The organism is Acidovorax sp. 93 (assembly GCF_003633835.1).
GTDB classification, from domain to species: Bacteria; Pseudomonadota; Gammaproteobacteria; order Burkholderiales; family Burkholderiaceae_C; genus Acidovorax; species Acidovorax facilis.
Window position 1 is genome coordinate 2404027 of record NZ_RBIT01000001.1, and the last position, 13665, is coordinate 2417691.

The following is a 13665-nucleotide window of genomic DNA, read 5'->3' on the forward strand; positions in this document are numbered from 1 at the left end:
TTCCTTCATTCATTGGTTGTTGTTCTTGCGTCGCAGGGAGGGCAGCGCCATCCACATGCCATCCAGATGCCGCACGTGGATGCGGTGGTCAAACACGCTCTCCAACGCGGCGTGGGTATCGGGCGCATCGCAGGCACCCTGGTGCAGCACGCGGCCCTGTGCCATCACCACCATGTCGTCGGCTTGCAGTGCCAGCGACACCTCGTGCAGCACGCTGACCACCGTGCCGCCCGCATCGACCAGCGCACGCATGGTGTGCAGCCAGTCGGTCTGGTGGGGCGGGTCGAGGTTGGCCAGGGGCTCGTCCATCAGCAGTACCTGCGCCTGCACGGCCAGGGCGCGGGCCAGCAGCACGCGCTGGCGTTCGCCGCCCGACAGCTGCGACAGCGGGCGGTGGCGCCAGTCCCAGGCCTGCGTGGTGCGCAGCGCCTGCTCCACCGCTGCGTGGTCGGCCGCACCCGGCGGCGCCAGCCAGGCCTGGTGCGGCAGGCGGCCGAGCATGGCCACGTCATAACTGGTCAGGTCGTCGGCCGAGCCTTCGTTCTGGCCCAGCCAGGCGAGCTGGCGGGCGCGTTCGCGCGCAGGAATCTGCACCAGCGGGCGGCCGAGCAACAACACGTCGCCCTGCACCGCCACACGCGGCAGCAGGCCCGCCAGCACCTTGAGCAGGGTGGACTTGCCCGCGCCGTTGGGGCCGACGATGCTCGTCCAGCGCCCGGCGGGCAATTGCAGGTCAATGCCCTGCAATATCGAGCGATTCCCGATGCTGGCGCTTATTCCATTTGCACTGATAGCTATTGATTTCATAGTGCGCCCCCCTGCGAGGTGCGCCGGTGCATGAGCCACAGCAGATAGGTGCCGCCCAGGGCCGCCGTGAGGACGCCCACGGGCAGCTCCTGCGGCGCCAGCAGCCAGCGCGCCAGGATGTCGGCCGCCATCAGCAGCACCGCGCCCATCAGGCTGGAGAGCACGATGTGCCGTTCGTGTGTCACGCGCACGATGGAACGCACCAAGTGCGGGGCGGCCAGCCCCACAAAGGCGATGAGCCCCGTTTGCGCCACGGCAGCGCCCGTAGCCAGCGCCATGGCGGCCACCAGCCCGGCGCGCATGGGCATGAGCGGCAGGCCCAGGCTGGCGGCCGTGGCCTCGCCCAGCGTGAGGCCGTCGAGCGCACGCGCCAGCAGCCAGGCGACCACCGAACACAGCCCCCAGGCCACGGCCATGAGCACACAGGCCATCCAGCCCACAAAGGCCGTGCTGCCCAGGATGAAGGCCTGCATGGCCTGCAGGATGTCGGGCGAGGCCAGCTCCACCAGGTCGCGCAGCGCGCCCAGCACCACGCCCACGATCACGCCCGCCAGCAGCAGGCGCAGCGTGTGCTGCACACCCTTGGCGAGCAGCAGCGTGAGCACCACCGCCCCCGCCGCGCCCAAAAATGCCATGCCCGTGATGCCGATGCGGGCCATCCACTGCGCCGCCACCGGTGACACCCCAAAGAGCGCCATGGCGACAGCCCCGCCCAGCGCTGCGCCCGAGGCGCTGCCCAGCAGGTACGGGTCGGCCAGTGGGTTGCGAAACAACCCCTGCGCTACCGCACCCGACAGGCCCAGCAGCGCACCCGCCAGCCACGCACCCAGCGTGCGCGGCAGGCGGATGTCCCACACGATCTGCCAAGCCACGGGGTCGCCGTGCATGCGCAGCACGCTGTCAAAACCCGTGCTGCCCACGCTGGCGCCACACAGGGCCAGCAAGGCGCTGGCCAGCAGCAACCAGGCAGCGCACCAAGCGGCGCGGCGGGTGGCGGAACTGGTGGGCACACCGATGGAAGCGCCGGTCATGGGGCCTTTTCCACCAGGCAGCGTGCCATGATGCGCGCGGCTTCGGCCATGCGCGGCCCAGGGCGCACCACCACATCGGAGTCGCCAGGACCAAACACGCACAGCCGGTTCTCGCGGATTGCGCGCATGGTGGCCCAGCCGGGGTACGGCACCATAGCCTGCATGCTGCGGTTGCCGATCATGATGATGTCGGGGTTGGCGCGCACGACGAACTCGGGGTTCAGGCGCGGAAACGGGCCCAGCGATGCGGGCACCACATTGCGCACCCCCAGCCGGGTGAGGGATTCGCCGATGAAAGACGCTTCGCCCGCCCCGTACGGCCCCCGGCTCACTTCAAAGTACACCCGCGCATTCCGCGCCTTGGGCGGCAGAGATTGCGCTGCCGCCTCCACGCCGGCGTCGATCACGCGCCAGAGGCGGTCGGCCCCCTGCGCACGGGGCACGCCCAGCAGGTCGCTCACGGTGCCCAGCACGCGGCGCACATCGGCATGCGTCTTGGGCTCCAGCTGCACCACGGTGAGGCCGAGCGCCTCCAGCCGGTCACTGGCGCGCGAGCTGACGGACATCAGCACCACATCGGGCTTGAGTGCCACGACTGCCTCGATGCTCGGGTCCAGCCCGCCCCCCACCTTGGGCAGTTTGGCAATCACGGCCTCCGGCCAGTTGGAATAGCGGTCCACCCCCACGAGCCGGTGGCATTGCTCCAGCTCGCACACGCTTTCGGTCAAAGAGGGCAGCAGACTCACGATGCGCTGCGGCGGCCGGGGCAGCGAGACCTCGCGGCCCTTGTCGTCCTTGATGTGCACGGGCTGCGCACGCGCCAAGCCGGCCATGAGCAGGCCCAGCGCAATCACGATGGCGATCACCCAGAGGATGCGGCGCACGGGGGTGGGTTTCATCAGCGAGGTTCTTTCAAGGTAAGCGGCAGGCCAGCCGCCATGAGCGTCACGCGGGGGCACACCTGCGCCACCTGCTGGTTGAGCGTGCCGAGCGCATCCACAAAGGCGCGCACCTCGCGCCCCATCGGGATAACCCCCAGGCCAATTTCGTTGCCCACCAGAACAACGGGGCCAGGGGATTTTCGAACCGCTTCCAAAAACATAGCAGCCTGCGCCTTCCAGTCGCGCGCAAGAGCCTGTTTTTGCTCAAAAATCATCGCCTCTGCGCCCAGGGGCATGGTCCAGTGGGTGAGCCACAGCGTGAGGCAGTCCACCACCAGCAGGGTGTGCGGCGTGCTGAGCCGCGTGAGGGCTGCGGCCACGTCGTGCGGCTCTTCCACCGTCTGCAGGCCGGGCACGCGCTCGGCACGATCGCGCTGGTGGCGGGCGATGCGCTCGCGCATCTCGTCGTCCCAGGCCTGCCCGGTGGCGATCAGCACGGCGCGGTGGTCGGCGGACTGGGCCAGCCAGTCGCGTGCCAGCAGCTCAGCGCGGCGGGATTTGCCACTTTTCTGACCGCCCAGGATGAGTTCGGTAGTGATGGGGTGCGACGCGGATGTCATGCTTTGCTCTCACCGCCCAGCAGATGCGCCACCGCCTCTGGACTCGAAGGGAACCACGCATGGAAGTAGCTGGCATGGATGCTGCCCTGCTGGTACAACGCTTCACCCGCATCCGGCGCAACCGCCTCGTTGGGCCGCGCCGTGCGGGCCACCACGGGGGCGCTGCTGTCGCTGGTCGAATAGTGGAAGGTGTGGCCGCGCAACGTGTGTCCTGCCACGGTCAGTTGCTGCGGCCCCAGCGCTGCCAGGCGCTTTTGCATGGTGACGTGACCGAGCAGCAGACCCCACAAAGTGGCCGTGCTGCCATCGGCCAGGGTGATGGATTCAAACAGCGCCATCATGCCGCCGCACTCGGCCCACAGCGGTTTACCTGCGGCCACATGGGCGCGCAGGCTGGCTTGCATCCCGGTGTTGGCCGCGATCTTCGCGGTGTACAGCTCGGGGTAACCGCCGGGCAGCCACACCGCGTCGCAATCGGGCAGCACCGCATCGTGCAAGGGCGAGAAGAACACCACGCTCGCGCCCATCTGCTCCAGGCATTGCACGTTGGCAGCGTAGATGAAGCAGAACGCCGCATCACGCCCCACGGCCACCGTACGGCCTGCGAGCAAAGCAGGCACGGCAACCGTGGATGCAGGCGCCGGAAAGTCCACGGCCCAGCGCTGCAGGTCCTCCAGCGTCATCTGGCCCAGGGGTGTAGCGGCCAGGGCATCGGCCGCTGCGTCCAGCCGCTGCAGGCTGTCGTCCAGCTCGTGCGCGGCCACCAGGCCCAGGTGGCGCTCGGGCAGCAGCGCCGCACCGGCCTTGGCGGCTAAAGGCGCATTGCCTGGCTGCACCCGCATCAGCGCGCCCATCCAGTCGTCGGCATCTTGCAAGCCGTCACGCAACATGTCGGCATGGCGCGCGCTGCCTACGCGGTTGGCCAGCACCCCCGCCCAGGGCAGGCCCGGCCGGTAGTGGCGCAGGCCATAGGCCAGCGCGCCAAACGTGCCCGCCATGGCCGAGGCATCGACCACCGCCAGCACCGGCACACCAAAGTGCCGGGCCAGGTCGGCCGCGCTGGGGCTGCCGTCAAACAGGCCCATCACGCCTTCGATGAGGATCAGGTCCGACTCGACGGCGGCGTCGTGCAGTCGCTGCGCGCAGTCGGCCTCACCGTTCATCCACAAATCGAGCTGGTGCACTGGCGCCCCGCTGGCCAGCAGGTGCCAGTGCGGGTCCAGAAAATCCGGCCCGCACTTGAAAACCCGCACGCGCCGCCCCTGGCGTGTGTGCAGGCGCGCCAGGGCGGCGGTGACGGTGGTCTTGCCTTGTCCCGAGGCCGGGGCTGCAATCAGCAGCGCGGGACAGCGTGTCACACCCCACCCACAGTGCGGTACTCACCCAGCGGCCGACGAAACTGGCGCGCCCCAAGCCAGTGCCACCGTGGAACTGGCTCCGCCAGGCCACGGGTGGCGTCCCCCCTCCGGGGGGAAGGCGCGCAGCGACTCAGGGGGGGCTTCATTGAGGTGCCCACTTCACACCGACGTACACCGTGCGGCCTGCGGTGGCATAGGTGCGGGCCAGCTGGTAGTCCTTGTCGGCCAGGTTGTCGATGCGCGCCAGCAGCGTGTAGTCGCGGGCAATGCGGGTGCTGGCGTACAGGTTGACCAGCGCATAGCCGCCCAGCACATTGGTGTTGGCCACGGTGTCGAAACGGCGGCCTGATGCCTGCACCTCCGCGCCCACGGTCCAGCCCCCCAGGCGGGTGTCCGCGCCGAAGGTAGCGTGCTGCTTGGCACGGCGCGCCAGCTGCTTGCCGGTGTCCAGGTCACGCGGGCGCTGCAGGTCGATGGAGCCGTGCAGTTGCACATCACCCACACGGTGCGATCCCGCAAACGTCACGCCCTTGTATTCGGCCCGGGCCGTGTTGGCGTAGCAGCCAAAGTCCGACAGGCAGGTGCCGGGGCCAGAGAACGAAATCAGGTTGCTCACACGGTTGCGAAACAGCGTGGCCGAGAACGTGCTGTTGCCCTGGGCGTAGCGCAGCGCCACTTCGGCATTGCGGCTGCTTTCCGGGCGCAGCGTGGCCACGCCGTATTCGCTGAAGCGGTGGTACAGCGTGGGCGCGCGGAAGGCCGTGCCCACCGATGCCGTAGCGCGCCACTGCGGTGTGATGGCGTAGCCGTAGGCCACGCTGCCGGTGCTCTTGCCGCCAAACTCGCTGTCGGAATCGTGGCGCAGGTTGAGCTGCACGGTGTGGCCTGCAGCGTTGTAGCCGTAGCCCAGGGCCAGCGCGTCCTGCGAGCGTTTGGCATCGATGGGGGCGTTTTCGAGGCGGTCTTCACGGCGCTCCAACGCGGCCGTGACCAGGTGCGCGCCCTGGCGCCATTCGTTCTGGAAGTAGTAGCCACGCAGGCGCGTGTCGCTCAGGTAGGGCGAGGGGCGGGTTTCGTATTCATCGCGCGAGTCGGTGATGGACAGGCGCGTCTTGTAGGCGCTGCTCCACTGGGCAATCCAGTTGAGGCCCAGGGCGTGCATGGTGTGCAGATTGCGGTCGTCCTTGCCCAGCCCGCTGTCGTAGCCGCTGTTGGAGTCATTGACCATGAGCGTTCCCTCCAGCCGGTGCGCCGCATCGACCTGCAGGCCCACGCGGGCATGGCCTGCCGTGCTGCGATAGCCGTCGCGGTCAGGGTTCTGGGTGGCCACCGTGCGGGCGTTGAAGCCCTTGCTGTCATCGCGCGCAAAGCCCAGCGCGTAGTCCACGGTGCCGCTGGCCCCGCTGATGCCGGCCTCCACCTTGGTGGTGTTGTGGTTGCCAATGCCCACGCCCACATACGGCGCCGTGCCGTTCTCGCCGCGCTTGGTGAAAATCTGCACCACGCCGCCCATGGCATCCGATCCGTATACGGCGCCTGCGGGGCCGCGCAGCACTTCGATGCGATCGATGAGGCCGAGCGGAATGCTCTCCCACGGCGCCCCCCCGGTGGACTGCGAATCGATGCGCACCCCGTCGATATATACCGCTGTGAAGCGCGATTCAGCACCGCGCAGAAATACACCCGTGGTGGCACCCGGGCCGCCATTGCGCGAGAACTCCACGCCCGGCAGACGGGCCAGCAGGTCGGCAAGGCCGGTGGCGCCACTGCTTTCGATGGTTTCGCGGTCCACGATGGAGATGTCGGCCACCAGGTCGGACAGCGGCTGCGGCGTGCGCGTGGCGGCCACCACGGTTTCGGCGAGCGAGGGCGCGCGCAGGTTCTGGGCCAGCAGTTCACCGGTTGCCGGGGCACTCTGGGCCAGCGCACTGCAGGCGCTGCCCACCGCCAGGGTCAACAGGGCCACACGGTGGGCAGGCAGGCGCAGCAGCGCCACGGGGCGCGCACGAAGGGTACGGATTTTCATGGGGATCATCGTCAACAAACAACCCGGGCCGGCCTCCCGCCAGCATGTGGGTGATACAGCCGCGCAGCTCCAAAAAGGGCGCACGCAGCCACCGTGTTGGCCGGTATCCGGGCTGGCGGAACACCCCCCCAATGCCTTCCCATGCGCTTGTTCAAGGCGCTCAGTGGCGTATGGATGGAGAGAGAGTCGAAAGACTCGTCCGCTGACCGTTGCGGGGGCAGCGCAGGCTGGGCGTGTACCGGTGGTACTGCGCCTCCCTGCTTCCCGTTGAACTGCGGCATGTGAACCACACCGCGAGCACCAACCGCGCGATTTTACGGCTGTTTACAGCCTGCAACCCTACAATCGGGGGCTGTATGGCAACACCGTCCCCCACTGACCAGATCGCCGAGCGCGTCGACCGCCTGCTGCTGCGCCACGCAGAACTGCAACGCACCAACGCGCTGCTGACCGATCAGGTGGCCGCGCTGACGCAAGAACGGGACTCCCTCAAATCCCGCCTCAGTGCCGCCCGCGCCCGCGTGGATGCACTGCTGGAGCGCCTGCCCGCCGCAGCCCCTGCCGCTGTCACCAAGGAAGCCGAATGAAGCAAATCGAGGTGCAGATCCTGCAGCAAAGCTACCTGCTGACCTGCCCCGAGGGCCACGAAAGCCGCCTGCTGGATGCTGTGGAGCGTGTCGATACCGCGATGATCCGCATCCGCGATGCGGGCAAGGTCCGCGCCCGCGAACGCATTGCGGTGCTGGCGGCCTTGAACCTGGCTTTCGAAATCGCCGACCGCGAGGCTGCCGACCTGGCAGCAGGTGCCGCCGCCAAAACGGCCAGCCCCACCATCGCAACCGCTGCCAGCACGGGTACGCAGGAAACCCTCCTACCCGACGAAGACCAGCAGCGCCTTCATGCCCTGGTGCAGCGATTGGATCAGGCATTGGGCGACGACGGCCGCCTTCTTTGACAGCCCCCCAGCACAGCGCCAAGCCTGCCGGATTGCCCCCGATCTGCACCCCTCAAAGCTTACGGGCTTTACATGGCCCCAAACACTCAACCCGTGCAGGCAGCGCCTACAATGGCGGTGTCTGCGAAGCCGCCAGGCTTTATATTTCCTTGAACCAATGCTCAACGAGCTCGGGCTTGGTACATTGCCCGGTGAGCGTGATCATCTCGCGTCAGATGAACCCAACGCTTGGCTGCCCTCGCCCACCTGAACCCCCGGTTCAGGATGAGAGTCCGGTGGCATTCGCAGACACCTTCTTCCCCATGCCCCTGTCCACGCAACCCCACGCTGCAGCATCTCCGACAGGGCATCTCCCCGCCTTCCCTCCCCTCTTTCCACCCCTTTGTCTGACGTCGCGCCATGCTCGATCCCCTGCTGATTGTTGAACTCGGTGTCCTGGGCCTGGCCACAGGTTTTCTGGCGGGCCTACTGGGCATTGGCGGCGGGATGCTGCTGGTCCCGTTCTTGACCTACATCCTGGGCGCGCAAAAGGTCGCACCCGATCTGGCGGTGAAGATGGCGATTGCCACCTCGATGGCCACCATCATGTTCACGTCGATCTCCAGTGTGCGGGCCCACCACCAGCGCGGCGCCGTGCGCTGGGACATCGTCAAGCGGCTGGCGCCTGGCATCGTGCTCGGTGGTTTCATTGCGAGCCTGGGCGTGTTTGCGCTGCTCAAGGGTTCGTTCCTTGCCATCTTCTTCGCGTTGTTCGTGAGTTTTTCGGCCACGCAGATGTTTCTGGACAAAAAACCTGCCCCCACGCGCCAGATGCCCGGTGGTGCAGGCCAGGTGGCGGCAGGTGGCGTGATCGGATTCCTGTCGGGCCTGGTGGGTGCTGGTGGCGGGTTCGTGAGCGTGCCGTTCATGACCTGGTGCAACGTGCCCATCCACAATGCGGTAGCCACCAGTGCGGCGCTGGGTTTTCCCATCGCACTGGCCAACGTGGTGGGCTATGTGATCGGAGGGCAGAACGTGGAGGGCTTGCCAACCGCCTCGCTGGGCTACATCTGGCTCCCCGCCCTGGCCGTGATAGCGACCTGCAGCGTGCTCACCGCGCCACTGGGCGCCAAAGCAGCACACAGCCTGCCAGTCAAGCAGCTCAAGCGTGTATTCGCATCGCTGTTGTTCGGACTGGCGGCGTACATGCTCTGGAAGGGCATCGCGGCGTTTTAAGCGTCTCTGGTCGACCTCCATACTACCGGGGGGTGCCGTAGCACCAGGTTGCCTTAGTTCTGGACAGAACTGCGCCGGCCCCGCGCTTTCAAAGGCAAGGGCCTGGCAAGCATGGCGCGAAACTCCTGGGCAGGAAGCCCTGGCGCGCAGAGAAATCCCTGGTAGTGGTCGCACTGCATCTGCAGCAACACCGCCTGCTGGGTTTCTGTTTCCACCCCCTCTGCCACCACCTCAATGTGCATGGCACGCCCCATGCTGATGATGGCACTCACGATGGCCCGGTCTCCATCATCGTCGGGCAGGCCACGCACAAAGGACTGGTCGATCTTGAGCTTGTGGATCGGCAGCTTCTTCAGGTACGCCAGGCTGGAATACCCGGTGCCGAAATCGTCGATGGCGAGTCCAATGCCAAGCCCGGCGAGCACACGCAGGCGCTGCTCCATTTCCTGTGCATCCTGCAGCAGGATGGTTTCCGTCAGCTCCAGCTCCAGCAGCGTGGGCGGCAACTGGTGCACCGCCAGTAGCCGGGTGATGCGGTCCACGAAATCAGGCTGCCGGAACTCCAGCGCAGACACGTTCACGGAAATCATGATCGGCATGCCACTGTGCATCCACACCGCCGCCTCACGCACGGCCTGCTCCATGACCCACGCGCCCAGCGTCACGATGTAGCCAGACTCCTCCGCCAGGGGGATGAACTGCCCAGGTGATACTGCACCGAACTCCGGGTCGGTCCAGCGGATCAGCGCTTCGGCCCCCGTGATGCGCCCGGTGGCCATGTTGACCTGTGGTTGGTAGTGCACTGCCATGCGGTCAAGCCCCAGCGCCTGGCGCATCGCATGCTCCATCTGCATGCGCGACAGCAGATTGGCATTCATCTGCGGCTGGTAAAAGCCATAGCTACCCCGGCCGCGCTCTTTGACACGGTACATGGCCGTGTCAGCCTGCTTGATGAGATCGTCCAGCGTCGCACCGTCCTGTGGGTACAGCGCCATGCCGATGCTGCACTGGATGGAGAAGCCCATGCCGTCAAGCATGAAGGGCTTGAGCATGTCGTCCAGGATGCGGCGCGCCACGCTCTCAGCCACCAGGGCATCACCGCCATGCAGGTAGATGACAAATTCATCGCCACCCAGTCGACACAACATGTCCGTCTGGCGCAGGCAGGCCTGCAGGCGCTCGGCCACCAGTTGCAGCACACGGTCACCGAAAGGGTGGCCGAGGGAGTCATTGATGATCTTGAAGCGGTCGAGATCCAGAAACAGGATCGCAAAGCCCGTGTCGCTCTGGCGCGCCCCCTGGATGGCAGTGTCCACACGCTGCGACAACAGCAGACGGTTGGGCAGGCCCGTGAGTACGTCGCTGTAGGCCAGCTCCTCAATGCGCTTCTGGGCGGCGTGCTGCAGCGTCAGATCCCGCATGAAGCCGATGCTCTGCACCAGACGCTCTTCGTCGTCGCGCAGCGCCACCCATGACAACTGCACTGCGCAATAGGTGCCGTTGTCACGGGGCAGCCACAGCTCGCCTTCCCAGAAACCCTCCTTGGCCCACCCCTGCAGCACCTGCTCCATGAAAGCCGCGTCCGACCCACCACCGAACAACGACGCCGCCAGGCACCCTTCAAACGATTTGGCAGACGGCCCCACCAGCCGCTCGCAGCCTGGGTTCATGCGCAAGACCCGGTGCTGGCTGTCGGCGATGAAGATGGCGTCCAGGCTGGACTCGAACACCCGTGCGGCCAGTCTCAGGCTGGCCTGTATCTCGGTCTGGCGGGTGATGTCCCGGTACGAATACACCCGCCCCACGGGCCGCCCCTGGCTGAACTGCGGCACGGTGCGCAACTCCAGCACCAAGCCATTTCGCAACACCAGAATGTCGGTGCTCTCCTGCATCGGCTCTCGGGCGATGGCAGCCAAACGCTCCGCATAGGCACGTGCGTCCTCAACCTGGGCCTCCATGTGCGCATAGACAGCCGCATCGTCGCGCCGCACCAGCAAATCGCGCGGAATATTCCACAGTTGCGCAAGCCGCTGATTGAAAGCCCGCACCCGGCCATCGAGGCTGCACACGAGCATGCCGTCAGCGGCAGAATCCAGCGTGGCGCGCAGCTCAGACAGCAAAGTTTCCAGCTCGCGCTCGGTCGATTCCTGGACACTGCGATCCAGCATGGTCAGCATGAAGACCGTGCCAGAAGCGACCTCTGCAGGAACGCGCGTCACCTGACGATTGACCGGAACCAGGGTGCCGTCAGCGCGCAAAAGGCTGGTGTGGGAATGAATGCCATCTGCAACCACCTGGGCCGATTCTCCCCAGAACGCCATGTCCTGCGGTGTGGAGGCCAGACGCAACACGGGCGTACCCACCATCTCGGCCACAGGCAAGCCCACCAGCCGCTGCGCGGCGGCATTCGCGTGAAGGATGAGCAGGCTGGTCTCATCGACCAGCCAGACGGCCTCCTGTAAACCGTCGAGCCAGCCGTGGGACTGCGAAACGGTCACGACCCTGCCTCTTCGGGACCGGGGCTGACCGCACGCTCGAAAAAGTAACAGATACGCTGCCGCGGAGAGAGGTAGTCCAGCGCATCGCGCGGCAGTTGCGCAGGCTTGAGGCTGCGCCGGATACCCAGCTCGGGCACAGTTTCCAGGTCCAGGATGGGAGCCTCATCCTTGGGCACCCGGGAGTCATGGACGATGACCTTGGGCCGCAGCGGGCGCGAAGAGTTGACCGAGGCAACAATCGCATAGCGGTCGTTCACCAGCTGGACGATGGAGCCCGGCGGGTACACCCCCATCATGCGGATGAACGCCCCGAGCACCACGGAATCAAAGCGCGCCTTGAGCTGTGCAAAGATGACCGACAAAGCCTCGTGGGGTGTGAGCGCATCCACTCCATTGGCGGGATTGCACATGCGATCGTAGCGATTGACGAGGGCGAGCACCTGGCTCGCGCGCCCCAGATCGGACCCCGACAACCGCAGTGGAAACCCACTGCCATCGGCCATCTCATGGTGCCGAGCAACGGCGGTAATCACAGGTTCGGGCAGCCCCATGCGCGTGGCCAGTGTCACGGACTCAGCCACATGGGTCTCGTAACGCGTACGCTCCATCGGAATCATGGAGGGCGTAGGTTGCCTGAGATTCGGCGGCAGCTTGAGCTTGCCCAGATCATGAATGAGCGCGGCAATGCCAAGGTCGTGCAGCTCGGCGCTTTTCATGCCCAACGCACGGCCCAGCAGCAAAGAGATCACCATCACGTTGATCGGGTGCAGGGCATTGCGCTCGCCCACACCTTCCGACAACAGCCGGATGACAGAATCACCGTTTTCCAGGAGTTCGGCCACGCAACCTGACACCAGCGTTTCGCCTTTGGTCCGGGCCTGGTCGGGGTGCTCCGAGACGACACGCTCCAGCGCCTGGTATTGCCGCGTGGCCTCCCCAAACCGCTGATTGCAGGCCGCCAGCGTCCGGTTCTGGGCCTCCAGCAATTCACGCCTGCGCTGCGCCTCTGGGTCCACCGTGGCAGTAGCTGTCGCAGCCTCAGGAGCACTCGAAGACGATGCCTTCATTTCCGGCACGCTCCAGGCTGCAGGCACGAGTTCCCTCAGTTCTGGATCGCTCTTTTTGGGAAAGTACCGCACCTCGGTGAGCCCCAGCTCACGTAAGGTGGCAATCTGCTCCGCTGCCGCCACACGAAAGCTGCTCACCGGGAACGGATGGTGCAACCAACCCACGTCGAGCTGGATGTACATGCCGACACGCAGTTGGCTGATGTCGATGAGGATGGAGGAGTTCACTTCAAGGCGTGTGAAACATGGCGACGTCAATGCCACCAATAGTTACACAGATTATCGCCAGATCGAGGGTCTTGTCGAAGGAGTGCGCCTGCGCCGCAGCGGCACGGCAACACTTGCCTTTCTCACCAAGGGCAAGCGTTGATCACCCTTGTATAGACATGGATTTACGAGGCCTTCCGAACCCCGTCGCACCGCAGCTTGCGAATCGGGGAACTGCTGGCTAGCGGCACCACAACGACGGTTTGTAGATCAGGTCCATCCAGAGTGCCCAGCTGGCCACTGCGCACAGCAAACCTCCTGCGATGCGCGTTCCCCAGTCCGCACGTTTCGCATTGACCCCTGCTTTCAGCCGAATCCACACCAAGGGCCCGCCGACCAGCCACACACCACTGCCCAGGCCAAAAAGCGCCATGCTGAGCGCCCCTTCCAGAGGCCCTCCGCTCAGCGCAGCCACGAGCAGCGCTGAGTAGAGCAGGCCACAGGGCATCAAGGCCCAAAGCCCACCAGCAACCAGAACCCCGCCTGGTGCACTGACCAGAGGCCGCACACGCGCCCATACGGTACGGCCCGCCTGCTCTACCCACAGGGGCTGGCGCGCCTGGATCACCATCATCAAACCCCACGCCATCACCGCAACATGCATCAGGGTCCACGCAGGGCGAAGTGCCACGGTCTGCTGGGTCACCCATGCCAGGCTGTCCATGGCCCATGCAGCCAAGCCACCCGCCAAAGCGTACCCGGCCAAGCGGCCAGCATGAAAAGCGACGGCGCGCCGAATGACACCGCCACGGGGCACCCACTGCACTGTCTGCACCGTCTGGGGAGTTGCCAGGGGCTGCATATCGCCACCGGCTGTGGACGCCATGCCCCCACCGCCCTGCCCGATCAATGCCCCACAAGGCGCAGAACACATGGCCAAACAATGGGACCCGCCCACGAGTCCCATCAGCAAGGCGGTTGAGGCGACCGTAGCAATCAT

The 13665-nt window shown here is 66.1% G+C and carries 13 protein-coding genes and 1 riboswitch; of the genes, 4 read left to right on the forward strand and 9 right to left on the reverse strand.

Annotated elements, in window-relative coordinates; translation table 11 throughout:
- Nucleotides 1-9 precede the first annotated feature (9 nt).
- From C8C93_RS10945 to C8C93_RS10970, 6 genes are all read right to left on the reverse strand, one after another.
- Complete coding sequence (locus tag C8C93_RS10945; RefSeq protein ID WP_121506915.1) at nt 10-807, reverse strand: ABC transporter ATP-binding protein; 798 nt, start codon at nt 805-807, stop codon at nt 10-12.
- Nucleotides 804-1838, reverse strand: a complete 1035-nt coding sequence (locus tag C8C93_RS10950; RefSeq protein ID WP_121506916.1) for an iron ABC transporter permease — start codon at nt 1836-1838, stop codon at nt 804-806. The genes C8C93_RS10945 and C8C93_RS10950 overlap by 4 nt, the downstream gene beginning before the upstream one ends.
- Nucleotides 1835-2737, reverse strand: a complete 903-nt coding sequence (locus C8C93_RS10955; RefSeq protein ID WP_121506917.1) for an ABC transporter substrate-binding protein — start codon at nt 2735-2737, stop codon at nt 1835-1837. Before C8C93_RS10955 ends, C8C93_RS10950 begins: the two co-directional genes overlap by 4 nt.
- Nucleotides 2737-3339, reverse strand: a complete 603-nt coding sequence (locus tag C8C93_RS10960; protein ID WP_121506918.1) for a bifunctional adenosylcobinamide kinase/adenosylcobinamide-phosphate guanylyltransferase — start codon at nt 3337-3339, stop codon at nt 2737-2739. Before C8C93_RS10960 ends, C8C93_RS10955 begins: the two co-directional genes overlap by 1 nt.
- Nucleotides 3336-4697: a cobyrinate a,c-diamide synthase gene (locus C8C93_RS10965; RefSeq protein ID WP_121506919.1), complete on the reverse strand. Its 1362-nt coding sequence runs from the start codon at nt 4695-4697 to the stop codon at nt 3336-3338. Before C8C93_RS10965 ends, C8C93_RS10960 begins: the two co-directional genes overlap by 4 nt.
- A 142-nt stretch (nt 4698-4839) precedes the next feature.
- Complete coding sequence (locus C8C93_RS10970; RefSeq protein ID WP_121508746.1) at nt 4840-6723, reverse strand: TonB-dependent receptor domain-containing protein; 1884 nt, start codon at nt 6721-6723, stop codon at nt 4840-4842.
- A gap of 80 nt (nt 6724-6803) precedes the next feature.
- A riboswitch (cobalamin riboswitch) is annotated at nt 6804-7043 on the reverse strand.
- Nucleotides 7044-7079: 36 nt separating this feature from the next.
- Here C8C93_RS10970 and C8C93_RS10975 point away from each other — a divergent pair.
- The 3 genes from C8C93_RS10975 to C8C93_RS10985 all read left to right on the forward strand — a co-directional run bounded on the left by C8C93_RS10975 (nt 7080) and on the right by C8C93_RS10985 (nt 8893).
- Nucleotides 7080-7310 (forward strand): hypothetical protein, encoded by a 231-nt coding sequence (locus tag C8C93_RS10975; RefSeq protein ID WP_055395219.1) that lies wholly within the window; start codon nt 7080-7082, stop codon nt 7308-7310.
- On the forward strand, nt 7307-7678 hold the full coding sequence (locus tag C8C93_RS10980) for a cell division protein ZapA (RefSeq protein WP_121506920.1): 372 nt from the start codon (nt 7307-7309) through the stop codon (nt 7676-7678). The genes C8C93_RS10975 and C8C93_RS10980 overlap by 4 nt, the downstream gene beginning before the upstream one ends.
- A gap of 399 nt (nt 7679-8077) precedes the next feature.
- Nucleotides 8078-8893 carry a sulfite exporter TauE/SafE family protein gene (locus C8C93_RS10985; protein WP_055395215.1) on the forward strand — a complete coding sequence of 272 codons (816 nt, stop codon included), beginning with the start codon at nt 8078-8080 and terminating at the stop codon, nt 8891-8893.
- 53 nt (nt 8894-8946) lie between these two features.
- Here C8C93_RS10985 and C8C93_RS10990 read toward each other — a convergent pair whose 3' ends face one another.
- Together C8C93_RS10990 and C8C93_RS10995 are read right to left on the reverse strand one after the other, a co-directional pair.
- The gene (locus C8C93_RS10990; RefSeq protein WP_121506921.1) at nt 8947-11391 is read right to left on the reverse strand and encodes a bifunctional diguanylate cyclase/phosphodiesterase; all 2445 of its coding nucleotides are present in this window, start codon (nt 11389-11391) and stop codon (nt 8947-8949) included.
- Nucleotides 11388-12686: an HD-GYP domain-containing protein gene (locus tag C8C93_RS10995; protein WP_121506922.1), complete on the reverse strand. Its 1299-nt coding sequence runs from the start codon at nt 12684-12686 to the stop codon at nt 11388-11390. The genes C8C93_RS10990 and C8C93_RS10995 overlap by 4 nt, the downstream gene beginning before the upstream one ends.
- Nucleotides 12687-12696: 10 nt before the next feature.
- Here C8C93_RS10995 and C8C93_RS25570 point away from each other — a divergent pair, with 10 nt between their 5' ends.
- Complete coding sequence (locus tag C8C93_RS25570; protein WP_255424283.1) at nt 12697-12828, forward strand: hypothetical protein; 132 nt, start codon at nt 12697-12699, stop codon at nt 12826-12828.
- Between the two features lie 78 nt (nt 12829-12906).
- Here C8C93_RS25570 and C8C93_RS11000 read toward each other — a convergent pair whose 3' ends face one another.
- Nucleotides 12907-13665 (reverse strand): sulfite exporter TauE/SafE family protein, encoded by a 759-nt coding sequence (locus C8C93_RS11000; RefSeq protein ID WP_121506923.1) that lies wholly within the window; start codon nt 13663-13665, stop codon nt 12907-12909.